The organism is Streptomyces sp. NPDC031274, assembly GCF_055570235.1.
In genome coordinates, this window is the sequence record NZ_JBVIHP010000001.1 from 170,219 (window position 1) to 192,567 (window position 22,349).

General features: G+C 70.9%; 16 protein-coding genes. 12 read left to right on the forward strand and 4 right to left on the reverse strand.

What is annotated here, in order from left to right:
- The first annotated feature begins 60 nt into the window (after positions 1–60).
- Genes ACZ5CR_RS00825 through ACZ5CR_RS00860 form a run of 8 tightly spaced genes read left to right on the forward strand, consistent with a single transcriptional unit; the run spans position 61 to position 8,433 of the window.
- Positions 61–1,179 (forward strand): Gfo/Idh/MocA family protein, encoded by a 1,119-nt coding sequence (locus ACZ5CR_RS00825; RefSeq protein WP_468852228.1) that lies wholly within the window; start codon positions 61–63, stop codon positions 1,177–1,179.
- On the forward strand, positions 1,176–2,099 hold the full coding sequence (locus tag ACZ5CR_RS00830) for a DUF6807 domain-containing protein (RefSeq protein ID WP_468852230.1): 924 nt from the start codon (positions 1,176–1,178) through the stop codon (positions 2,097–2,099). The genes ACZ5CR_RS00825 and ACZ5CR_RS00830 overlap by 4 nt, the downstream gene beginning before the upstream one ends.
- On the forward strand, positions 2,093–2,839 hold the full coding sequence (locus tag ACZ5CR_RS00835) for a cupin domain-containing protein (RefSeq protein ID WP_468852232.1): 747 nt from the start codon (positions 2,093–2,095) through the stop codon (positions 2,837–2,839). The genes ACZ5CR_RS00830 and ACZ5CR_RS00835 overlap by 7 nt, the downstream gene beginning before the upstream one ends.
- A 60-nt stretch (positions 2,840–2,899) precedes the next feature.
- Positions 2,900–4,183 (forward strand): ABC transporter substrate-binding protein, encoded by a 1,284-nt coding sequence (locus ACZ5CR_RS00840; RefSeq protein ID WP_468852234.1) that lies wholly within the window; start codon positions 2,900–2,902, stop codon positions 4,181–4,183.
- Positions 4,180–5,139 (forward strand): carbohydrate ABC transporter permease, encoded by a 960-nt coding sequence (locus ACZ5CR_RS00845; RefSeq protein ID WP_468852235.1) that lies wholly within the window; start codon positions 4,180–4,182, stop codon positions 5,137–5,139. The genes ACZ5CR_RS00840 and ACZ5CR_RS00845 overlap by 4 nt, the downstream gene beginning before the upstream one ends.
- The gene (locus ACZ5CR_RS00850; RefSeq protein WP_468852236.1) at positions 5,136–6,011 is read left to right on the forward strand and encodes a carbohydrate ABC transporter permease; all 876 of its coding nucleotides are present in this window, start codon (positions 5,136–5,138) and stop codon (positions 6,009–6,011) included. Before ACZ5CR_RS00845 ends, ACZ5CR_RS00850 begins: the two co-directional genes overlap by 4 nt.
- Entirely contained in the window at positions 6,008–6,613 is a 606-nt protein-coding gene (locus tag ACZ5CR_RS00855) for a hypothetical protein (protein WP_468852238.1), read from the forward strand. Before ACZ5CR_RS00850 ends, ACZ5CR_RS00855 begins: the two co-directional genes overlap by 4 nt.
- The gene (locus tag ACZ5CR_RS00860; protein WP_468852239.1) at positions 6,610–8,433 is read left to right on the forward strand and encodes a hypothetical protein; all 1,824 of its coding nucleotides are present in this window, start codon (positions 6,610–6,612) and stop codon (positions 8,431–8,433) included. Before ACZ5CR_RS00855 ends, ACZ5CR_RS00860 begins: the two co-directional genes overlap by 4 nt.
- Here ACZ5CR_RS00860 and ACZ5CR_RS00865 read toward each other — a convergent pair.
- The 3 genes from ACZ5CR_RS00865 to ACZ5CR_RS00875 form a co-directional block, all read right to left on the reverse strand.
- Complete coding sequence (locus ACZ5CR_RS00865) at positions 8,390–9,172, reverse strand: class I SAM-dependent methyltransferase (protein ID WP_468852241.1); 783 nt, start codon at positions 9,170–9,172, stop codon at positions 8,390–8,392. The genes ACZ5CR_RS00860 and ACZ5CR_RS00865 overlap by 44 nt on opposite strands.
- A gap of 74 nt (positions 9,173–9,246) precedes the next feature.
- Positions 9,247–11,979, reverse strand: a complete 2,733-nt coding sequence (locus ACZ5CR_RS00870) for a discoidin domain-containing protein (protein WP_468852242.1) — start codon at positions 11,977–11,979, stop codon at positions 9,247–9,249.
- A 143-nt stretch (positions 11,980–12,122) separates the two neighbouring features.
- Positions 12,123–12,818, reverse strand: a complete 696-nt coding sequence (locus ACZ5CR_RS00875) for a GntR family transcriptional regulator (protein WP_468852244.1) — start codon at positions 12,816–12,818, stop codon at positions 12,123–12,125.
- A gap of 334 nt (positions 12,819–13,152) precedes the next feature.
- On the opposite strand from ACZ5CR_RS00875, the gene ACZ5CR_RS00880 reads away from it, so the two are divergent.
- From ACZ5CR_RS00880 to ACZ5CR_RS00895, 4 genes are all read left to right on the forward strand, one after another.
- The gene (locus tag ACZ5CR_RS00880) at positions 13,153–15,510 is read left to right on the forward strand and encodes a collagenase (RefSeq protein ID WP_468852246.1); all 2,358 of its coding nucleotides are present in this window, start codon (positions 13,153–13,155) and stop codon (positions 15,508–15,510) included.
- Positions 15,511–15,690: 180 nt separating this feature from the next.
- Entirely contained in the window at positions 15,691–16,587 is an 897-nt protein-coding gene (gene bdeA, locus ACZ5CR_RS00885; protein ID WP_468852248.1) for a bis(hydroxyethyl) terephthalate hydrolase, read from the forward strand.
- A 182-nt stretch (positions 16,588–16,769) separates the two neighbouring features.
- Positions 16,770–19,376, forward strand: a complete 2,607-nt coding sequence (locus ACZ5CR_RS00890) for a helix-turn-helix transcriptional regulator (RefSeq protein ID WP_468852249.1) — start codon at positions 16,770–16,772, stop codon at positions 19,374–19,376.
- Between the two features lie 75 nt (positions 19,377–19,451).
- The gene (locus ACZ5CR_RS00895) at positions 19,452–20,720 is read left to right on the forward strand and encodes a PucR family transcriptional regulator (protein ID WP_468852251.1); all 1,269 of its coding nucleotides are present in this window, start codon (positions 19,452–19,454) and stop codon (positions 20,718–20,720) included.
- A gap of 119 nt (positions 20,721–20,839) precedes the next feature.
- Here the strand turns inward: ACZ5CR_RS00895 and ACZ5CR_RS00900 are convergent, their stop codons facing one another.
- A complete protein-coding gene (locus ACZ5CR_RS00900) occupies positions 20,840–22,285 on the reverse strand; it encodes a glyceraldehyde-3-phosphate dehydrogenase (protein ID WP_389905962.1) in 1,446 nt (481 codons plus the stop codon).
- Positions 22,286–22,349 lie beyond the last annotated feature (64 nt).

The window sequence follows — 22,349 nt, forward strand, 5'->3', positions numbered from 1 at the left end:
CCGGGGTGCCTAGGGTCTGCCCCAGTGCAAGCGCTTTCTAAGCTCGTTCGAGGAGACCGTATGTCCTCCACCCCCGCCCGTCTGCGTGCCGCGGTCGTCGGCACGGGCGGCATCGTGACCGGCAGCCATCTGCCCGCTCTGCGGGCCCACTTCGACCGGATCGAGCTGAGAGCCGCCGTCGATGTCGACCCGGCCCGGCTCGACGCCTTCCGCAAGGAGGCCGGGGCAGTGGGCATGGACGTCGAGGGCTACGCCGACTTCGACGCCATGCTGGAGGCGGTCCGCCCCGATGTGGTGCTGATCGGTACGCCGCCGTCGCTGCACCGGGCACAGACCGTGGCCGCGCTGAAGGCGGGCGCGTGGGTGCTGTGCGAGAAGCCGCTGTGCCTCTCGCTCGCCGAGTACGACGAGATCGCCGCCGCCGAGGAGGCCTCGGGAGCGTACGCCTCGGTGGTCTTCCAGCACCGCTACGGCTCGGGCGCCGTCCATGCCCGCGAGCTGATCGCGGGCGGCGAGCTCGGGGCGCCCCGGGTCGCGCACTGCCAGACCACCTGGCACCGCGACAGCGACTACTACGCGGTGCCCTGGCGCGGCCGCTGGGAGAGCGAGGGCGGTGGTCCCACCATGGGGCACGGCATCCACCAGTTCGACCTGCTCCTGCATCTGCTGGGCGACTGGACCGAGGTACGCGCCATGGCGGCCCGCCTCGTCCACGACACCGAGAGCGAGGACGTCTCGACCGCCCTGGTGCGCTTCGAGAACGGCGCGCTGGCCACCGTCGTCAACAGCGTCCTGTCCCCGGACGAGGTCAGCCGCATCCGCGTGGACTGCGCCGACGCGACGGTCGAACTCACCCACCTCTACCGGCACACCAACGACGACTGGACCTACACCCCGGCCCCGCACGTGGATGCCGCCCGCGCCGAGGCCTGGCGCACCCCGGCGACCGATGTGCCCAGCTCGCACGCCGCCCAGCTCGGCACCCTCCTGGACGCCTACGAGCAAGGTGTACGGCCGCCGGGCAGCGGCGCCGATGCCCGGCGCACCCTCGAATTCGCCGCGGCGCTCTACAAGTCGGCGTTCACCGGACAGCCGGTGCTCGCGGGCGAGATCACCGCCGGTGACCCCTACTACCCGGCCATGCACGGCAACCACCCCCACTGGAGCCCCCAGCGATGACGATTCAGGTCACCCACACCCACGGCGAGCGGATCACGGTCAGCTCCGGCGACGTCGAGCTGCTCAGCTACGTCTACGCGCCGGACCCGGACGCCTTCGAGGCCCGCAAGCCCTACATCCACCCCCTGCGCACCCTGGCCGGACACCAGGTCTCGGGGTACCGCCCGAACGACCACCGCTGGCACAAGGGCCTCCAGATGACCGCGAGCCATCTGTCGGGGCAGAACTTCTGGGGCGGCAACTGCTATGTCCACGGCGAGGGGTATCTGCGCCTGCCGGAGCGGGTCGGATCCATGCGCCACGACGGCTTCCCCGCCCTCGACGTCGAGGACGACCGCCTCCACCTCACCGAAGAGCTCACCTGGATCGAGAACGGCGGCCAGGAGTGGGCCAGGGAAGAGCGCGGCATCACCGTCCACTCGGTCGACGAGGAGGCCGGGTCCTGGGCCCTCGACTGGTCGATCCGCCTGACCAACATCCGCGACGAGCCGCTGCGCTTCGGGTCGCCGACCACCGCGGGCCGCGACATGGCCGGATACACGGGCTTGCAGTGGCGCGGACCGCGTGACTTCACCGGCGGTGACGCCTTCGGGCCCGACGCCGAGAAGGACGCGGCCGGTCTCATGGGCACCCAGGGCCCCTGGCTCGCCTTCACCGCCGAGCACGACGACGTCGACGCGCACTCCACGCTCGTCTTCGCGCACGCCCCCGAGAACCTCGACGAGGCGAGCGCGATCCACGCATCGCACTGGTTCGTACGCTCCGAACCCATCCCCACCGTCGCCTTCTCCTGGGCGTTCTTCGATGAGTTCGCGCTGCCGCCCGGCGCGTCCTTCACCTACCGCTACCGCGTCGTGGTCGCCGACGGCGCCTGGGACCGCGACCGCGTCGCCACCCACCTGAAGGGGCTGACATGGTGAGCCTTCCGCACCCGCTGCCGGGAGCCGTCGGCCTCTCGCACCTGAGCGCGTACGACTGGGAGGCCGCCGACGGCGTGTGCGGCGGCAGCCCTCATCTGCACCTGGTGTGCACGGAGGCCTACGTCGTCACCGGTGGCATCGGCGCCGTCCAGACGCTCAGCCCCGACGGCTACCGCGAGGTCCCCCTGGAGGCGGGCTCCGTCGCGTGGTTCACGCCCGGCACCGTGCACCGGATGGTGCAGGGCGGCGACCTGCGGATCACGGTCCTGATGCAGAACAGCGGCCTGCCCGAGGCCGGGGACGCCGTCTTCACCTTCCCGCCCGACGTGCTCGCCGACCCCGAGCGGTACGCCGCCGCGGCGAAGCTCCCCGCGAAGGAAGGACCGGAGGCGGAAGCCGCCGCCCGCAAGCGACGTGACCTGGCCGTCGAGGGATACCTGCCGTTGCGCGAGGCGCTGCGGGCCGGGGACAACGGCCCCTACCTCGAATTCCAGCAGGCCGCGGCCCGGCTCGTGAAGGACAAGGTCCCCACCTGGCGCGAGCTGTGGCGGGCCGGTGCGCTCGCCACCGCCGAGCGCACCGGCGCGCAACTCGACGCCCTTGAATCCGGCACCCCCGACTACCTCGCGGGATCGGGCTCGCACGACAGTCGGCCCTCGCGCCGGGGCGGCTACGGCATGTGCGGGCGCCGCGACGAGTACGAACTGCCGGGCACCACGCTCCCGTACCAAGGCGAGTAACCACTCCCTTCGCCACAGAGAACGCCCGTCAAGAAACCAGAGAGGAGAGGTGTCATCGGCATGCCCGGAAACAGGACAAAGTGGTCCTGCGCAACGGCCGCGGTGCTCACGCTCAGCGTGCTGCTCACCGGCTGCGGCGGCTCGGACGAAGCGAGCGGCGGCGGCAAGACCGTTCTGCGCTACACCTGGTGGGGCAACCCCGACCGGGCGGCCCGTACCCAGGAAGCTGTCGCGCTGTTCGAGAAGGAGCACCCGGGGATCACGGTGCAGACCTCGTTCGCCGGCTACGAGGCGTACAAGCAGAAGCTCGCCACCCAGGCGGCGGGCGGTGACGCACCCGACGTGATGCAGCTCGACTACCGGCAGATCGACCAGTACGCGTCCGGCGGCATCCTCCTCGACCTCGGAAGGCAGAAGAAGGCCCTGGGCACCGACGAGATCGACCCCGGTCTCCTCGCCACCGGCGTCGTGGACGGCACCCAGTACGCGATCCCGCAGGGCCGCGGCACCGAGAGTGTCGTGTACGACGCCAAGCAGTGGAAGGAGGCCGGGGTGAGACTCCCGCGCAACGGCTGGACCTGGGACGACTGGGCCGACGCCATGCGGGAGTTGGCGGAGAAGACCGGGAAGCCGGGCTCCGTCGACCCCGGACAGAGCGAGGACTGCTTCGAGGTGTGGCTGCGCGGCCAGGGCAAGGCCCTCTACACCAAGGACCGTGAACTCGGCTTCACGGCCGACGACCTGACCCGCTGGTGGACCTTCGCCGACAAGCTGCGGCGGGAGGGCGCGGTGTCGGCCGCCGAACAGACCACACAGCTCGACGGATCGGTGGAGAACCAGCCGCTGGCCCGCGGGAAGGCCGTCTCCGACTTCAACTGGGACGCGCCCTCAAGCGGGTTCACGGCGATCGTGGGCGAAGGCCTCACGCTCGCCCCGATGCCGTCGGGCGCGGACGGCGCGCCCGGTCAGTACTTCAAGCCCTCGATGTTCATGGGCGCGGCGGCCACCAGCGAACACCCCCGGGAATCCGCCGAGTTCATCGACTTCATGATCAATGACGAGAAGGCGGCGAAGATCCTCGGCGCCTCCCGGGGCATCCCCGTCAACGAGCCGATCCGCGACGACATCGGCCCCGACCTCAAGGACTTCGACAAGACCGTCGCCGACTACCAGGACTCCGTCGACGGGAAGCTCGAAGCGCCCCCGCAGGCCCCGCCCTCCGGCGACAACGCCCTGCAGACCACCTTCGGGCGTGACTACGACCAGGTGTCGTTCGAGCAGATGACACCCCGCGAGGCCGCGGAGGACTTCATCACCGAGGCGAAGGCGGAGCTGAGGTCATGACCACCACCGACATACCCGCGAAGGCCGCGCGCGCGAAGAGTCCCGAGCCACCCCCGCGGCAGCGCGGCAGGCTCCGGCGCGAGGGCGCCGCCTGGGTGTTCCTCTCGCCCTGGGTGCTCGGCGCCGTCGTCCTGACGCTCCTGCCGATGGCCGTCTCGCTGTACCTGTCGTTCACCGACTACGACCTGTTCAACGCCCCACGCTGGGTGGGCTTCCGCAACTACGTGCAGATGTTCACCGAGGACCCGCGCTACTGGCGTTCGGTCGGCGCGACCTTGATGTACGTCGTCATCGCCGTGCCGCTGCAACTGGCGCTCGCGCTCGCCGTCGCCCTCGCCCTGAAGTCCATGAAGCGCGGCAAGGGGTTCTACCGGTCCGCCTTCTATGCCCCTTCGCTGCTCGGCGCCTCCATGTCGATCGCGCTGGTGTGGCGGGCGGTGTTCAATGACGGCGGCACCGTCGACAACCTCCTCTCGGACATCGGCATCCATACCGGCGGCTGGGTCAACAAGCCCGGCTGGGCACTGTTCGCCGTGGCGCTCCTGACGGTCTGGCAGTTCGGCGCCCCCATGGTGATTTTCCTGGCGGGACTCCAGCAGATCCCCACCGAGCTCTACGAAGCAGCGGCGGTGGACGGCGCGAGCCGCAAGCGGCAGTTCATCTCCATCACGCTGCCGCTGCTGTCACCGGTGCTCTTCTTCAACCTGGTGCTCCAGACCATCCAGGCCTTCCAGGTGTTCACCCCCGCCTTCGCGGTCAGCGGCGGCAAGGGCGGGCCTGCGGACTCCACCCTCTTCTACACGCTCTACCTCTACGACCGCGGCTTCGTCGCCTCCCACATGGGCTACGCGTCCGCCATGGCCTGGGTCCTGCTGATCGCCATCGGAGCCGTGACCGCGGTGCTCTTCCGCACCTCGCGCTCCTGGGTCTTCTACGCGAACGAGGGGGAGCGATGACCACCACCGCCGAGACCGGGGGCACCGTGGGCCGTCGGGCCTTTCCCTGGCGCCGGGTGGCCCTGCACGTCGGATGCCTGGCCGCGCTCCTGGTGATGCTGTATCCGCTGGCCTGGCTCGTCGCCACGTCGCTCAAGCCCGCCGACGAGGTGATCGCGAGCCTGAACCTGCTGCCGAGCAAGCTGGAGTGGTCGAACTACACGACCGCCCTCGACGGCGTGGACGACGTGTCCGTAGGACGGCTGCTCTCCAACTCCCTGCTGATCGCGGGCGGCGCGGTCATCGGCAACGTACTGAGCTGCTCCCTCGCGGCGTACGCGTTCGCCCGGCTGCGCTTCCGCTTCCGCGGACCGCTCTTCGCCTTCATGATCGCGACGATCATGCTGCCGCACCACGCCGTCCTGATCCCGCAGTACATCATCTTCAACCAGCTCGGCATGGTGAACACCTACTGGCCGCTGATCCTGCCGAAGTTCCTCGCCACCGAGGCCTTCTTCGTCTTCCTCATCGTGCAGTTCATGCGCGGGCTTCCGCGTGAGCTGGAGGAGGCGGCGAGGATCGACGGCTGCGGTCCGTTCCGGAGCTTCTTCCTTGTCGTCCTGCCGCTCACCAGGCCCGCGCTGATCACCACCGCGATCTTCACCTTCATCTGGACCTGGAACGACTTCTTCACCCAGCTGATCTATCTCTTCTCGCCGGAGAAATTCACGCTGACGCTTGCGCTGCGGTCGTTCGTGGACGCGTCGAGCCAGTCGGCGTTCGGTCCGATGTTCGCCATGTCGGTGATCGCGCTCCTGCCGATCGTGCTGTTCTTCCTCGCCTTCCAGCGCTTCCTGGTCGAGGGCATGGCCAACTCCGGGGTCAAGGGATGAGCGCCCGGACCCGCGAGACGGGCGAGATATTCGGGCCGCGGATGACTCTGTTCGCCGATGTCCTTGCTCTGGGCGTGGTCACGGCGCTCGCCTGTCTGCCGCTGATCACCGCTCCGGCGGCGCTCTCCACCGCCTGCGCCCTCGTGCGCGGCACCAGGGACGACAAGCCCGTCACGGCGGGGCGGTACGTGGCGCTTCTCCGTGCACGATTCCGTCCCGGTGACCTCGTCGCGGGAGCGGTCGCCCTCGCCGGGGCGCTGCTGTTCTCGGCGGATCTGGCACTTGCCGGGGCGGGGCTGCCGGGTGCCCGCGTCTTCGCCGTGACGGCCGCGGCGATCGGAGCCTGCGCAGTGATCGTGGGCCTGCGCGCCTGCGCCCGCCCCGAATCGACCGGCGACTGGCGGGCCGCGGTGCGCGCCGCCGCCGGTGACTCGGCGCGGGACGTGGGCGGCAGCGCCCTGGTCCTGCTCGCCCTCGCGGCGGCCGTGCTGTGCGCCTGGATGATGCTGCCGCTCGCGTTCCTCGTGCCCGGGCCGCTGGCCATGGCACTCACCGCCATCGACGTACGCCACGTACGCATGCCTCATGGGGAGACCGCGTGATAGCCCGCAGAACCTTCATCGCCACCTCCGCCACGGCCACCGCGGCCGGGTTCGGGGGCATCTCGGGGCAGACGGCGGCAGCGGCGGAGGGCGTCGGATCCGCCCGACCCCGGCGGGACGAGGACTTCGTCGACTTCCTCACCACGGCCGCCGACGCGCGTGCCACCGCCGTCCTCGACGGGTACGACGGCAACATCACCGAGCTGCGCGACCAGGGCAAGGCCCGCGCCGCCGCCCGCAGCCTGCGCACCCTCACCTCCGTCTACGTGCACGCCACGTCGGGGCATCACCACGACGGCGCGCTCCTGGGCCCGCTGGAAGAACTCGCGGACGCGCTCGCCGACGAACAGTTCGACGACGGGTTGTGGGACCAGGGCGCCGTCCACTCACCGCCCGACACCGCCTTCTCCGTCGTCGATCTCAACATCGCCCACGCCCTGCTCGACAAGGACGGCGAACGGGCCACCGCGAAGCTGCGGTCCACGGTCGAGCGGATCCTGCGCAAGGCCGGTCCGGGCCTCGCGAACGGCGGTGTGCACACCGCCAACCACCGCTGGCTGGTGTGCTCCGCGCTCTCCCGCATCCACCGGCGCTGGCCCGACCACTCGTACCCCCGGCGCATCGACGCCTGGCTCGCGGAGGGCATCGACCAGCTCTCCGGCGGCGAGTACAGCGAGCGCAGTCCCACCTACTCGGCGGTGGTGACCAACCCCGCCCTGCTGACCATCGCCCGCTTCCACGACCGGCGCGACCTGTACGCACACGTACGGGACAACCTCACGGCCTCGCTGTACGTGACCGAGCCCAACGGCGAGGTGGAGTCCGTCCACTCGCGGCGCCAGGACCAGGCGACACTGCGCTATCTGCCGGAGTTCTGGCTCCAGTACCGGGAGCTGGCGATCCGCGACGGCAACGGCACGTTCGCGGCGGTCGCCGCGCTGCTGCGGGAGCGCGGAGCCGGTCAGACCTTCGGAGAGACCCCGCTGGGCGACCGGCTCGCCGAGGTCCTCGACCGTCCCGAGCTCGCCCGCGAGCTGCCGGCGGTGAAAGCACCGCCGACCGACTTCGAGCACCACGACGACAGCTGCCGCCTGGTGCGTGTGCGCCGTGGCGAGCGAACGGCGAGCATCTTCGGCGGCACGGACCTGCCGCGGACGCACGCCATCTCGTCGGGGCTCTCCACCAACCCCACGTTCTTCAAGATGCGCAAGGGCGCCGCGATCCTCGACTCGCTGCGGCTCGCCCCGCAGTTCTTCTCGCTCGGCCCCTTCCGGTCCGAAGGCCTCGACCGGTGGGGCGACGCGTGGCGGCTGCACGCGGAGGTCCGCGCCGCGTTCCACCAACCGCTGCCGCGCCGCCATAGGCGCAAGGACGGGCTGTACCCCCTCACCGACGACGGGCGCTTCTGGTCGGCGATGGACTTCCCGCACCGGCCCAAGGAGCACCGGGCACTGCGTACCGAGATCCTGGTGCGCGAGACGGACGGCGGCGGCTGGGAGCTCTCCTTCGAGGTGTCGCAGTCCGCGGTGCCCCTTGCCCTTGAGCTGTGCTTCCGGCGGGGCGGGGAACTGTCGGGCGATGGCCTGGAGGCGGTCGCCGGGGCCAAGGACACCTATCAGCTGGTCAGCGGCGAGGCGAGTTACACGGTCGGCGACGACCGGATCACCTTCGGCCCCGGGAACGGCAAGGGCGGCAAACAGCCTCCTGTGGTCGAACCGGGGGAGCGCTACACCTGGATGAACGGGTCCCTCACGCCGGACGGGATACGGGTACTGGTCACCGGTCGTTCGCCGCTGACGTACCGGATGAAGCTGCACTGATGGCCTCGCCGGGCTCCGGGCGGCGGGCAAAGAAGACGAACTCCATGCCGGGGCGGTCCGGGGCGTCGCGGATCTCGTCCACGACGTAACCGTGCGCGGTGAGCGAGGCGGTCACTTCCTCGCGCTCGCGGAAGCGCAGGGTCGAGTCGGAGGTGAGGGTCTCGCCCGTCGCGGTGAAGATCATGGTGTGGCGGAAGGACACCAGCGGCAGGCTGACATCGGTGACGTCCACCCAGGTCTCGATGTCACCGACGCCCTCTACGGCGACCGTGCGGCGGGTCGCGGCACGGTTCCACCGCTCCCATGCCCGCCGGGCCGGGTCGCGGGTCTCGAAGACGAGACGGCCGCCCGGCCGCAGCGCGGCACGGATGCCGCGCAGGGTGTCGTCCCACACCTTGGGGTCCACGATGGCCTGGGCCACGTTGGCGGTCATGGTGGCCAGGTCGACGTACAGCTCCGGGAGCGCCGTCACGTCGCCGTGGATCCACCGCACCTGCTCGCTGCCGGGCTTGGACCGCGCCACGTCGAGGGAGGCCGCAGCCGGTTCGACGCCCGTCACCCGCAGCCCGCGCCCGGCCAGGAGCAGGGCGAACGTACCCGTGCCGCAGCCGACGTCGAGCACCTGACGTGCTCTCAGTTCCGTTGTCACATCGGCGTACACGTCCAAATCGCCGCGGTCCGCGTCGAGCGGATCGTAGAGCGCCGCCAGTCTCGGATTCTCGTACGCCTCGTCTGCCACGACCGGCAGGTTAACAACGGGAGCGACGGTGGAGGCACTCCTTTTCACGCCCTTACCGTCGCCCCCGCCGCGATCTATCGGTTGACGGTCAACTCCTGGATGCCCGCGGGCTTCTTCGCGCTCTTGGAGGTGATCTTCACCCGGACATAGCGGGCTGCCGTGTCTCCGTCCGGTGAGGCATTGCTCCAGTGCCGCCCGTCGAGTGACGTCTGCACGGTGTGCTTGGTCGGCTTCACGCCCGTCCAGTGCGGGGTGATCCTGGAGATACGGGAGACCTTGCCGAGGTCCGTGGTGAGGGTCGCGCGGGCGGCGTCGGAGACCCAGGCGGTGGCGGTGCTGCCGTCGAACGCGGCGCCCGCGTACTGGCCGGGCTGCTCCGAAGTCGCCTTCGCCGTACGGCACCTGGCGAGGTTGTCGGTCGGTTCGAGGTCCGGGCGGCGGGTCTTGATGTGGGCGGGCGCGCCCTGGCTGACGACCTGCTTGCCCTGCGGGGTCTCGATCTCGAAGGGCTCGCCGTGGGTGAGACGCACGGTGGTCCCGTGCGCTCCGATGGCGATGTCGTACGTACGGCCCTGCCAGTGCTGCCCGTTCAGCTTGACGCCCTGGGACAGTTGCGGCGGCAGCATCGGGTCGAGGTGCACGCTGTTCTCGCGCAGCCGCTGCCCGGTCAGGCCGTTGGTGAACACCTGGAGGAAGCCGCCCTGGCCGGTCGTGAAGTTCTGCGCCGGGGAGCCCGAGAGCGGGTCGGTGGCCCCCGCCTTGTCGCCGCGCGCCTCGGAGAAGAGGTTGAACGGGCCGCGTACGAAGGGCCGGATGGAACGCTCCAGGTAGGTGTACGCGGAGCAGCCGGGCTCACCGATGGAGGCGGCGTCGATGGCGTGCACCGAGTCGGTCATGGCAGGGCCGTCGGGGTCGGTGCGGGCCGCGTAGTAGTCGAGGGTGTTGGTGGCGGCCCGCTTCGACATCGGCCACTCCAGCGGGTACATCAGGAGCACGGTGTCCGCCTGTTTGATGACCGAGCCCTTGTAGCCGTCGTACTGCTGGAAGACCTGCTTCTTCTTGTCGTAGGGGATGCGCAGCTTGTCGGCGACGGTGCCCCAGCTCGCCGGGGTGTCCTTGCCGAGGATCTTCGCGGCCCGGGCGGCGGTGCGCAGCGTGGTGGCGGCGCCCGCGTTGGTGAAGACGCCGTCGTCGACGCCGTTGCTGTACTCGTCGGGTCCTGCGACGTCCTTGATGGAGTAGCTGCCGTCGGCGTTGCGCGTGGCTCGGTCGGCCCAGAACTCGGCGATCCCCTGGATCACCGGCCAGCCGCGGGTGCGCAGCCAGTGGGTGTCCTTGGTCGCGAGGTAGTACTGCCAGGCGGCCAGGGCCACGTCGCTCTGAAGGTGGTTCTGGGTGCGGCAGTGCGGCGGGTCGACGCTGTGGCACTCGGACGTGAGGTCGCCCTTGCTCGCGCTGGTCCAGGGGTAGAAGAGGCCGCGGTGGCCGAGCTTCTTCGCGTTGGCGCGGGCGGCGTCCCGGGTGCGGTAGCGGTACTCCACCACGGACTTGGCGAGGTTCGGGTGGGCGGCGAGCAGTGCCGGGTACATCCAGGTCTCCGCGTCCCAGAAGACGAGCCCGGCGTAGTTGTCGCTGCTCAGACCGGTGGGGGAGATGCTGTCGGCCGAGCCGGTGCGGGTGCTGGAGAGGAGCCCGTACTGCGCGGACCGCACCCACGACTGGAGATCGCCCTGCCTGCCCCGGTCACCCTGGTCGCCCTGTCGGGGCACCTCGATGTCGCTGCGCCACAGCTTGCGCCAGGCGGCGGTGTGCCGGGCGAACAGCGCGTCCCAGCCGTGCCCGGCCGCCCGCTGCGAGGCCGCTACGGCATCGCGCTCGGGGGAGCGCGAGGTCAGTGCGGTGTCGACGCCGATGTACTTGGTGAGTTCGTAGGTCCGGCCGGACCGGACGGGGAGACCGACGGACTGATGGGCGCTCAACTTACGTGCGCCAGCTGAGGTTTGTTCATTTCCTGTACGTACGCCGTGCCCGGCACGGAGTGTCGACGCGACCGCCCCTTCGGCCTTCGTGCCGTCCGTGCGGAACCCCACGGCCATGGTCCGCCCTCCGGAGCGGGCGCCGCCACCGGTGGGCGTCATGCGCCGCGCGCCGCGTCCGTCGATACGGTCGGTGACCTTCGCGTCGCCGTTCCAGTGCGGGGTCATGCGCAGACGTACGGCGCCGACGTGGGGGTCGGCGCGGTCCGCGAGGACGTCGTAGACGAGATCGGTGGCCCGGCCGTCGGCGGCCGTCCAGGTGAGTCTGGTCCGCACCAGACCGCGGCGCAGATCCAGGCTCTGCCGGTAGTGCGAGATCCGGGCGGTCGGCGTTCTGGAGGTGAACGTCTCGGATCCGGGCCCGCCGGTGGACACCGTGAGCGGAGTCCAGGTGGGCAGGGCGGCGGCGACCTGGCGGTTCTCGGTGGTGCCCTTGTTGTGCGCGTAGAGCCCGGAGACGAAGGAACCGTCGTAGCGGGGCGTGAACAGCGGCCAGCCGGTCTTGGCGCCGTCGGAGGCCGCGTATCCGGCTCCGTTGGGGGCGACGCGCTGGCCGAGATAGCCGTTGCCGACGAAGGCGTGGTACGTGTCCTTCGCGTCGATGCGGGTCGACGTCATCGTCCAGCCGTCACCGGGGGAGGGCGCGGGCGTCGTCGGCTCTTCGGTGCTCGGGGTCGCGTTGTCGGCCGCCGCGGTGGGGGGAACGGCCGCCGCAAGCACACCCACGAGGAGGGGTGCGATGAACCGGACCGTGCGGGGGAGGGACCTCATTGTGCTCCGTTGCGGGGTCGCCGGGAAGGTCAGGCGACCATAAAGAGGTGAACGGTCCGCGTCAATGAGTCGCGCGGTGCGTTGAAGAATCAAACGAACCCGCGAGTAGATCCTGTAGGTCCTGCTGAGCCCTACTCCTTGCCCTACACGGTGTCCTCCACCTTGTCCTGCTCCTTGGCGCCCTGGGCCCACAGTGAGCGCACATGCCCGAGATGGCGTGCCATGCACTGCTCCGCGCCTTCGGCGTCGCCCGCCACCATCAGGTCGAGGAGCTCGATGTGCTCCTGCGCGGACGGGATCAGCCGCCCGCGCTCGTCGAGTGCCGTCAGCCCGTACAGGCGGGAGCGCTTGCGCAGGTCGCCGACGGTTTCGACGAGACGGTCGTTGCCGCCGAGCGCGAGCAGGGAGAGGTGGAACCGCCGGTCGGCCTCGAGGTAGCCGATGAGGTCGTGGTCGCGGGCCGCGCGCACGATCTCCTCGGCCACGGGGCGCAGCTTCTCAAGATCCGCGCGCGATGCGGACCGGGTGATGCGGCCGATCATGGGGACTTCGATGAGGGTGCGGATCTCGGAGTACTGGTCGAGATCGCGTTCGTTGACCTCGGTGACACGGAAGCCCTTGTTGCGGACCGGCTCCACCAGGCCTTCGCGGGCCAGATCGAGCATCGCCTCGCGCACCGGCGTCGCGGAGATCCCGAAGTCCTCCGCGAGCACGGGCGCCGAGTAGACCTCGCCGGGCCTGAGTTCGCCGGATATCAGCGCGGCCCGCAGATGGTGGGCGACCTGATCACGCAGCCGCTCGCGGGGAGTGACGAGGGTGCGCTGCGTGAGGTGGCCCATGGCGGTGATCCCTTCGTGGCCCGCGCGCCGTGGCCCGCGAGCCCGTGCCCGAGTGGTTCACCAGCGTACAATGTCACGTTGTTTTCGCTCAGGGTCTGATGTGCCGTCAGTGTGCGTGGCCAGGGCCAACGCGTCTGTGAGGTAGGGGAGTTGTGGGCAGCTTCGGCGCCTGAGGGGTTGTCAGTACCATTTCACATTACTACGTTACGCATCACATGGCGCGACTCCTACTCCTCAAACACCGCTGTACATAGGCAAGTTGGGGTCCGGGAGAGTTCCTTCGCGCCTTGCGTACGCACTGCTCGGCCCACCTCCCACACATCAGGAGCCTGTCGTGCACCAGCCCCGTACCCTGCGCAGATCCGTGCTCGCCGCGGCGATATCCGTGACCCTGTGCGCCACAGCCGCACCGGCCGCTCGCGCGGACGGCACCGCTCCGGCCCAGCGCCCGGCCACCGCCTCACCCGCCGCGCCGGGGCCTGAGGCGCCGAGCCCGTTCGACCGGGTCGACCGCCGCGCCAAAGCCCCGAAGTCCGCAGCCCTGAAGCTCCCCGCCCCCGGCGGCCTGACAGATGGCCGCGTCCCCGGCCCCCGTACGAACAAGCCGAAGGGGAAGGCGAGGGCCACGGCTGCTGACGTGCCCCGCGCGACCGTCGGCAAGGAGTCGGTGCCGTGCACCCTCGATGGCGTCAAGGGCCTGTCGCCCGCGGAGTTCACCGCGTTCCTCGCCGATCCGGCCGTCACCGCCGACGGCTGTCTGCGCGGTCTCCTCTGGAGCTGGGACCAGCGCCTGGCCCCGGTGATGTCGCGGGCGCACATCCAGGCCGTCTCCCAGCGCATCACCCAGCTCGCCGCATCCCACGACGGCACCGACGACAGCCACCTCCTTGAGATGTTCACGTACCTGCATGCCGTCTCCTACCAGGGCTTCTCGCACGACGAGGTCGACATCACCGACCCGGCGACCCTGGCCGCCATGCGGCAGGCCGTAGATGCCTTCGGCAGGACTGCCCACGCCTTCGACGCCACCCGCTCCAACGCCGAGACGCTCCGCGAGGCGCTGACCGCGGCCAGCGCGGCGGGGCTGCGTCAGCACCAACTCCCGCTCGTCAAACGGGTCCTGGCGACCATGGACGCCGCCCACCCCGACACCGCCCAGGACACCGGCTGGGCCGGTGCCGCCCTCGCCGCGCTCTCCCTGAACTACCTCGGGGTCTACCCCGGCAACCAGGACACCGCCTTCCGCGCCGCCGTGGCCGCCGACGCCTCCTACCGCGCCGCGTTCAAGACGTTCGGCGGATACACCCACCTCAAGGGCAGGCCCAATGCCTGGGTGGTGCGCGACGCGGTGAGCGAGTACGGCCGGATGGGCCAGATCGACGCGCTGCGCACCGAGATCGTCACCGGGCTCGGCCCGCTCCTGGACATCACCGCCCGCACCTTCGGCGACGGCAGCGCTCCGTGGGCGAAGGTCGTCACCTGGCTGATCGAGTTCGACGCCTGCAAGCCGTACAAGGTGTGCAGGGACGACATCGAGCGCCGCCTCTTCCCACAGACGTACACCTACGACGAGGGCGGCATGAAGGTCCGCACCGCCCTCGACCGGGACGCCGTCGACCAGCTCTACTACGCGAGCAAGCAGGTCAAGGCGCAGTTCCACCGCGTCGTCGGCACCCAGGAGCCGCTCGGCGGCGACCCCAACACCACCCTGAACACCGTCCTGTACGCCTCGCGCGCCGACTACGAGAACTTCCATCCGCTGCTCACCGGCATGGGCACCGACAACGGCGGCGTCTACATCGAGCAGGGCGCGACCTTCTACACCTACCAGCGGCGCGTTCCCCAGGACTCCACGCTGACGCTGGAGGAGCTGTTCCGTCACGAGTACACGCACTACCTCAACGGCCGCTGGGCGGTACCCGGCTTCTTCGGCGAAGGACGCTGGTACGAGGGCGACCGGACGACCGCGATGGACGAGGGCACGGCGGAGTTCTTCGACGGTGCCACGCGCGACGACGGCATCAAGGTCCGCAAGTCCCTGATCCAGGGCATCATCGACGACACCGCGGGCGGCGGGCCGCGCATGAGCGTGAACCAGCTGCTGCACGCCACCTACGACGGTGACGGCTTCCGCTTCTACGACTACGCGGGCACGTTCTTCGAGTTCCTGTGGAGCGAACGCCCCGCGCTGGTCAAGGAGATGTACCGCCATCTGCGTTCCGACGACCCGGGCGCGTTCGACGCGTGGCGCGACCGCCTCGGCAGGGACGCCGGGCTGCAGAGCGCCTACGACGCCTTCCTCGACCAGCAGATCGCCCACGTCGACGACCTGTTCGTCCCCGACACCGAGTACGTCCCTGTCGACCGGCTGCGCGACAGCACCGCCGCCCAGGTCCGCTCCTCGTTCACCGCGACGACCGGCATCGCGCCCGACTGCCGCGCCACCAGCGCCCCCGCACGCCCACGGTTCGTGTGCACCGGCCGGATCACCGCGAACCTCGGCGACGCGGCAGACCCCGATCTGGTCTTCAAGGACATGTCCGAGACCGTCGATGCCTACATCCTCGACCGCGCGTCGGGCGGCGACAACAACCTCACCGACATGAACTGCGCCTTCGGCGAGGTGGACATCTGGACCGGCGGACGCGCCGGAACCTCGGACTACACATGCGAGGGCCCGCTGCGCGGATGACGGGGATGACGGGGATGACGGGGATGAGGGGGACGACGTCCGCACGACACCGGTGATTTCGCCGATGTCGACACGCCGTCAACACCGCCACGGTGGGGACCGCCAACGAACACGGCGGTCTCCACCGGGGCGTATCTCCTTCCTCCTGTGTGGCCCCGCCACGACAGAGAGGACCCCTCCGTGCGCCTGCACGTCTTCTCCCGCCCTGTGGTGCGGGCAGCTCTGGCCGCCGCGGTCGCCACCGCCGGCCTCCTGGGCACCGGTCTCGCACCGGGCGCCCAGGCCGCCGCCGACAACCCGTACGAGCGTGGCCCCGCGCCGACCGTCTCCAGCATCGAGGCCACGCGCGGCTCCTACGCCGTCTCGCAGACCAGCGTCTCCTCGCTGAGCGTGTCCGGCTTCGGCGGCGGCACCGTCTACTACCCCACATCCACCGCCGACGGCACCTTCGGCGCGGTCGTCATCTCCCCGGGTTTCACCGCGTACCAGTCGAGCATCGCCTGGCTCGGTCCGCGGCTCGCGTCCCAGGGCTTCGTGGTCTTCACCATCGACACCCTCACGACGCTCGACCAGCCCGACAGCCGGGGACGTCAACTCCTTTCCGCGCTCGACTACCTGACGAAGACGAGCTCCGTACGGAGCCGCGTCGACGTTTCCAGACTCGGTGTGATGGGGCACTCGATGGGCGGCGGAGGCACCCTGGAGGCCGCCAAGAGCCGTACGTCCCTGAAGGCGGCGATCCCGCTGACCGGCTGGAACCTCGACACGACCTGGCCCGAGCTGAAGACGCCGACGCTCGTCGTCGGCGCGGACGGTGACACCGTCGCCCCCGTCGCCACCCACTCCGAGCCGTTCTACCAGTCGTTGCCGAGCTCCCTGGACAAGGCGTACCTGGAGCTCAACGGCGCCACCCACTTCACCCCGAACTCCTCCAACACGACGATCGCGAAGTACAGCATTTCCTGGCTGAAGCGGTTCATCGACAACGACACCCGCTACGAGCAGTTCCTCTGCCCGCTGCCGAAGCCGAGCCTCACGATCGAGGAGTACCGCGGCAACTGCCCGCACACTTCCTGATCCTGATGCTCCGTCACTGGGGGCCCTCGTCCGCTGCCGGGCCATCGGCGGCGGACGACGCGCGTCCCGCGCCCCTCCCCGACTGTGCCCGCGCACACCGGGAGACGGCGGCCGTTGGTGGCGTGCCCAGCCCTGCGGACGCGGGACTTCCGGACCGTGTTACGCGGAAGTAACGTGCGGGCGTGACCCTTTCGACGACCGTACCCCGCGCGCTGAGGCCCCCCGAGCTCCACGGCCGCAGCGAGGCGATCGCCGCCGTGGAATCCCTGGTGGGAAGCTTGCGCGCCGGTCGCGGCGGTGTGCTCGTCCTCACCGGGCAGCCCGGCCTGGGCCGCACCGCACTCGTGGACTACGCGCGGGCGATCTGTGACCCGGTCCCGTCGGTACAGTCAGTCGTCCCGGCAGCGCTGCCGCAGGAGGGTCCGCTACTGGTCCGCATCGACGACGTACACACCTGGCACCCCACGGCCCGGGCCGCGCTCCTGGCGGAGCTCCGCCGGCTGCCCGCCGAGAGACCCGTTGCCGTCCTGCTCACCCTCGCCGAACACCGCTCAGGAGCGGGCGAGTTGAGCGGTCTGACCGCCCTGCGTCTGAGTCCGCTCGGCGACGACGCGGCCGTCGCCCTGCTCGACGGTCTCACCCAGCACTCCGCCGACCCCGTCGTCGGCGCCTGGCTGATACGCGAGGCCGCGGGGAATCCGCGCCTGCTCACCGCGCTCGTCGAGGCCCTGACCCCTGACCAGCTGGCCGGACGCACCCCGCTGCCCGACCCCCTGCCCGGCGGAGAAGACCTCCTCGACGACTACGCCACCCACATCGACGAGCTGCCCGGCGACGCCCGCTCCTTGCTGTTGCTCGCGGCGGCGGCCGGGGAGCACGAGCCCGACGGCGCGGGTGCGGACCTCGCCCTGCTGCTGCGGGCCGGCGCCGCCCCCTCGGGACTCGCGCCCGCCGAAGCGGCCGGTGCGGTCGTCGGAGCGGGCGGTCGCATCCACTTCACTCACCCGCTCCTGCGCCGCGCGGTACTGCGCCGCACCCCGATCGCCCGCCGCAGAGCCACCCACGCCCGCCTCGCCGCGGTCTGTCGGGACCACCTCTCCCGACTGATCCAACTCGCCTGCGCGGCAGGGGACCACGACGCGATGCTCGCCGGAGCCCTCGCCGACGCGGCGAGGGCACCCCGCCCGCACGCCGAGCGTTCCACCGCCCTGGCCCGTGCCGCGGAGCTCACCGCCGACCCGACGCTGCGCACCGACCGCCTTGCCGACGCGGCCGAAGCATCCCGCCTCGCCGGGGACCCCGTACGGGCCCGCGCCCTCCTGGCTCGCACCGCCGCCGCCCCCGCCCACGGCGGCGTCCACCGGGTGCGCGGACTGCTCGCGCTCGCCGACGGCCCGGCCGCCGATGCCAGGGAGGCCCTGCTCACCGCCGCCGTGCTGCTCCCGCCGGAACCGGCACGCCACGCGCTGATCGGCGCCGCGGAGGCGGCTTGGGCGATGGGCGACGTCGCGGCCTACCAAGAGGCGATGGCGCGATTACCCGTATGCGCCGACGACCCGTCCCTCGAGGCCTACCGCGCCGGGATGTGCGCCGTCCTCGCGGGCCGCACCGCCGAGGGGCACGCCCTGTTGCGCCGCTGCGTGGACGACGTACCCACGACGGCGGAACCGGCCGGGCTGCTGCGGGCCGGATCCGCGGCTCTGGTGGTCGGCGAGGTGGAGAGCGCCTGCCGGGCGGGCGCCCGAGCACTCGCGGCCGTACGCGCCTATGGCCCCGAGGTCCTGCTGCCACGCGCCCTTGAACATCTGGCCTACGGGGAACTGCGCGCGGGCCGCCACACCAGAGCAAGGGCGCACGCCCTGGAAGGACTCAGGGCCGCGCACCGCATCGGGCAGCCCAATGTCGCGGTCTCCCTGCACGCCGTACTCGCCCTCGCCGCGTCCGTCGAGGGCGACGCGGAGGCTTGCTCGGCGCACGCTGCGGCCGTGGCGGCGGGCGCGGGGCCGCACGGGCTCACCCAGGCCGCCACGCTCGCCGTCTGGGCCGTCGCCCGCGCGGATCTCGCCGCAGGACGTCCGGCGGACGCGGCCGCCCGGCTCGCTCCACTGGTCGCCCCGGGCCCACGGCGCGGGCACTTCGCCGTCCGGATGCTGGCCGTGCCCTGCTTCGTGGAAGCGGCCGTCAAGGCCGGGCGCACGGCGGAAGCCCAGAGCGCCACAGCGGAGTTCACCCGCTGGGCCGGATCCACCGTGGACCGGCTCGCCCCGGCCCAGCTGGCCCGCTGCCGTGCCCTCCTCGCCCCGCCGCAGCAGACGGCCGCCGCGTACGAGAACGCACTCGCGCACCACGACCGCTCGCCCGGCGAGTTCGAACGCGCCCGTACGCAGCTGCTGTACGGCCAGTGGCTGCGCCGCAGGCGCCGCACCCGCGAGGCGCGCGGTCCGCTGCGGGACGCTTTGGTGGGCTTCGAGTGGTGCGGGGCGCGCGCCTGGGCGGACCGCAGCCGCGGTGAACTCCGCGCCGCCGGTGAAGCGGTGGCGGGGGAGCCGGGGCCCGGGCCGCTGGCTGCACTGACCCCGCAACAGCAACGTATCGCCCGTCATGTGGCGGAGGGAGCCACCAACCGCGAAGTGGCGGTGCGCCTTTCGGTGAGCCACCGCACTGTCGACCACCACCTGCGCAATGTGTTCGCCGCGCTGGGCATACGCTCCCGCGTCGAGCTGTCGCGACTGCTCGCCGGTGACGGCGGGTTGCCGGACCGTGATGTGGAGATTGCCGCACACCTCTAGGTACCGACTGGGCGGTATGCCATTCTTCGGGCGTCAGGAAGATCCTGCTGTGCGCACATTCCCCGGGGAGGCCCCATGCCACACGTTCTGCGGTCACGGGTCGGGCCCCTGCACGAAGTGCCCGCCATCGCCCCGATCGCACCCGGCTCGCGCTCCCTCCTCGACGCCGATGCCGTCGCCGTGCTGCACCGGGCGACCCGCGCTCTGCTCAGAGACCTGGCCTCGATGACCGACCGGCTCGTCGCGACACTGCGCGAGCAGGAGCCCGCCTACCGGCCGGACATCGACGCCCGCCCCACCGAGGTGTGGCAGGAGGTGCACCGCTCGCTGCGGTGCAGCGTCACCTCGCTCCTCCAGCCGGGGGAGACCAGGGAGGACGCCCACCGCACGTCCATCCAGATCGCCGGGGCGCGCGCCGAACGGGGCCTGCCCCTCGACGCGTTGCTGCACGCCTTCCGGCTCGGCGGGGCGATGGTGTGGCAGGGCCTGGTGGAGGAGGTCTCGCGCGGCAATCCCGACGACATGGGGCTGCTCATCCATGTGGCCACGGACGTATGGAACTTCGTCGACGAGCACTGCGGCGTGGTCGCCGACGCCTACCGCCGCACCGAGCGCCGCATGGCCTGGCAGCACGAGAACCGGCTGCGGCTGCTGACCGCGAGTCTCCTCGACGGAAGCGCGCGCCTCACCGACCTGCCCACCGCCGCCGACGTCCTCGCTCTGCCCGATGACGGGTGGTACGCGGTGATCGCCCTGGCGGGGGAGGACAGCCACTGCGACCTCACTCTGCCGACGGGAACGCGGATGCTGCGCCACTCCGCTCCCGGGGTCCAGTACGCCCTGGTGCTGCTCGGCGACGCCGATGGCGACCCGGCGGCCGAACTGTCCGCGCTCGGCGCCGCCCTCGCCCTGCCCGCCGGGGCCCGCGCCGGCATCGGCTCACCCGTGGAGGGCCTTGCCGCCGTCCCGCACGCCCGCCGGCTCGCCGACACGGCGCTGCGCGCCTGCCCCCGCAGCGGCGGCACCGTCCTTCTGGACGAACGTCTGCCCGACGCCCTCGTCGTCTCGTCGCCCGAACTCGCGGAGGCGCTCGCCGAGCGCGTTCTCGGTCCGCTGCGCTCCCTCGACCCCGCCGACCGCGACCTTCTCCTGGACACGCTCGCCGTCTGGCTGGAGACCGACGGCTCCGCGCAGCGCGCGGGCGCCCGCCTCTACTGCCACCGCAACACCGTCCTCAACCGGCTGCGGCGCGTGGAGCAGTTGACCGGCCGCAGCCTCACCCGCGTCGGCGACGTCGTGGAGATCTCGCTGGCTCTCGGCGCCCGCAGGCTGCTCGGAGGGTGATCGGTGACGTACGACGGAGGCGGGGGCGGACGTACGACGGAGGCGGGGGGGGGGGGGGGGGGCGCCCCCCCCCCCCCCCCCCCCCCCCCGCCTCCTTGCCGGGATCAGACCTGCCGGGGTCAGACCACCGGCACCGGGTACGTCGGGTACTCCACGCCGGAGACGTGCTGGACGACGCGGATGACCTGGCACGAGTAGCCGAACTCGTTGTCGTACCAGAGGTAGAGAATCGCGTTGTCGCCGTCGACCTTGGTGGCGCCCGCGTCGACGATCGAGGCGTGGCGCGAGCCGATGAAGTCGTTCGAGACCGCGTCGGGCGCGCTGGTGAAGTCGATCTGGCGCTTGAGCGGCGACGTGAGGGAGACGTTGCGGAGGTAGTCGAGGACTTCCTCGCGGTTGGTCTCGCGGCCGAGCCGCAGGCTGAGGATCGCGATCGAGACGTCCGGCACCGGGACGCGGATCGAGCTGCCGGTGATGGGCGCCTTGAGGTCGGGCAGCGCCTTGGCGACGGCCGACGCGGCGCCGGTCTCGGTGATGACCATGTTCAGCGGGGCCGAGCGGCCGCGACGGTCGGCCTTGTGGAAGTTGTCCAGGAGGTTCTGGTCGTTGGTGAACGAGTGGACGGTCTCCACATGGCCGCGCACCACGCCGTACTCGTCCGCCATCGCCTTGAGCGGCGGGACGATCGCGTTGGTGGTGCAGGAGGCGCAGGACAGGATCTGCTCGTCCGGCTTGATCATGTCGTGGTTGACGCCGTGCACGATGTTCGGGACGTCGCCCTTGCCCGGCGCGGTCAGGACGACCTTGTCGACACCGGGGCGCAGGTGCTTGGAGAGACCCTCGCGGTCACGCCACTTGCCCGTGTTGTCGATGAGGATCGCGTCCTTGATGCCGTACGCCGTGTAGTCGACCTCGGAGGGGTCGTTGGCGTAGATCACCTTGATCACGTTGCCGTTGGCGATGATCGTGCTGTTCGCCTCGTCGACGGTGATCGTGCCCTGGAACTGGCCGTGGATGGAGTCACGGCGCAGCAGCGAGGCGCGCTTGACGATGTCCTGCTCACCGCCCTGACGGACGACGACGGCGCGCAGGCGAAGGCCGTTGCCGGAGCCCGCCTTCTCGATGAGCAGGCGGGCGACGAGACGGCCGATGCGGCCGAAGCCGTAGAGAACGACATCGCGTCCTTCGCGGCACTCGATCTTGTTCTCGCCCGTGGCCCCGGACACGGCCTCGGCGGTGAACTCCGCCACCGACAGACCGCGGTCGTCGGCCTTGTGCGTCGCGGCGAGCATGCCGATGTCGATCTGGGACGGGCCGAGATCGAGCGTGGTGAGGGCCTGCAGGAACGGCAGCGTCTCGGTGACGGAGAGCTCCGCGCCGGCTATCTGCCGGGCGAACCGGTGGGTCTTGAGGAGGCTGACCACCGACTTGTTCACCAAGGAGCGGCTGTGGAGCAGGACGGTGACGTCCCGCTCCCGGTGCAGCTTCCCGATGATGGGGATCATCGACTCCGCGATCTCCTCGCGGTTCTTCCAGTTGGTGAACGAGTCGTCATTGACAGTCACAGGTTTATCTTTCGAGCTAGGCGGCGCTCATATGCTAACCCGGTGCCACTTTGATCTTTCAATC

Coding starts and splice junctions, on each gene's coding strand:
- ACZ5CR_RS00825 (WP_468852228.1), top strand. CDS start 61: ATGTCCTCCACCCCCGCCCGTCTGCGTGCCGCGGTCGTCGGCACGGGC.
- ACZ5CR_RS00830 (WP_468852230.1), top strand. CDS start 1,176: ATGACGATTCAGGTCACCCACACCCACGGCGAGCGGATCACGGTCAGC.
- ACZ5CR_RS00835 (WP_468852232.1), top strand. CDS start 2,093: ATGGTGAGCCTTCCGCACCCGCTGCCGGGAGCCGTCGGCCTCTCGCAC.
- ACZ5CR_RS00840 (WP_468852234.1), top strand. CDS start 2,900: ATGCCCGGAAACAGGACAAAGTGGTCCTGCGCAACGGCCGCGGTGCTC.
- ACZ5CR_RS00845 (WP_468852235.1), top strand. CDS start 4,180: ATGACCACCACCGACATACCCGCGAAGGCCGCGCGCGCGAAGAGTCCC.
- ACZ5CR_RS00850 (WP_468852236.1), top strand. CDS start 5,136: ATGACCACCACCGCCGAGACCGGGGGCACCGTGGGCCGTCGGGCCTTT.
- ACZ5CR_RS00855 (WP_468852238.1), top strand. CDS start 6,008: ATGAGCGCCCGGACCCGCGAGACGGGCGAGATATTCGGGCCGCGGATG.
- ACZ5CR_RS00870 (WP_468852242.1), bottom strand. CDS start 11,979: ATGAGGTCCCTCCCCCGCACGGTCCGGTTCATCGCACCCCTCCTCGTG.
- ACZ5CR_RS00875 (WP_468852244.1), bottom strand. CDS start 12,818: ATGGGCCACCTCACGCAGCGCACCCTCGTCACTCCCCGCGAGCGGCTG.
- ACZ5CR_RS00895 (WP_468852251.1), top strand. CDS start 19,452: ATGCCACACGTTCTGCGGTCACGGGTCGGGCCCCTGCACGAAGTGCCC.